At 66.8% G+C, this 283-nt stretch carries 1 protein-coding gene; it reads left to right on the forward strand.

Annotated elements, in window-relative coordinates; all coding sequences use genetic code 11:
- Positions 1 to 283: helix-turn-helix domain-containing protein (locus IE94_RS0134705; protein WP_167344005.1), on the forward strand; the 283-nt coding region annotated here is incomplete at both ends.

Below are 283 nucleotides of genomic sequence, written 5' to 3' on the forward strand. Positions count from 1 at the left end.
AGCATGTCGCCTGGCTGCTGCACGAGCACCGCCAGGCCCGCAATACACGCTGGCGCAAGCTCGGCTGCTTCAAGCAGGCACTGCTCGCGCTGGTCCACCCGCGGAAGAACGAGACGTTCTCGCAGCTCGGAGCCGGTTTCGGCATATCTCAGGCCACTGCCTGGCGGTATGCCGACGAGACCTCGGACGTCCTGGCCAGCTGGGCACCCGGCCTCCACGAAGCCCTCACCGGTCTCGGTGAGGGCGACCACGTCATCGTTGACGGCACCCTCATCCCCATCGA

Origin of the sequence: Streptomyces violaceorubidus, assembly GCF_000717995.1 — a bacterium.
GTDB classification, from domain to species: Bacteria; Actinomycetota; Actinomycetes; order Streptomycetales; family Streptomycetaceae; genus Streptomyces; species Streptomyces violaceorubidus.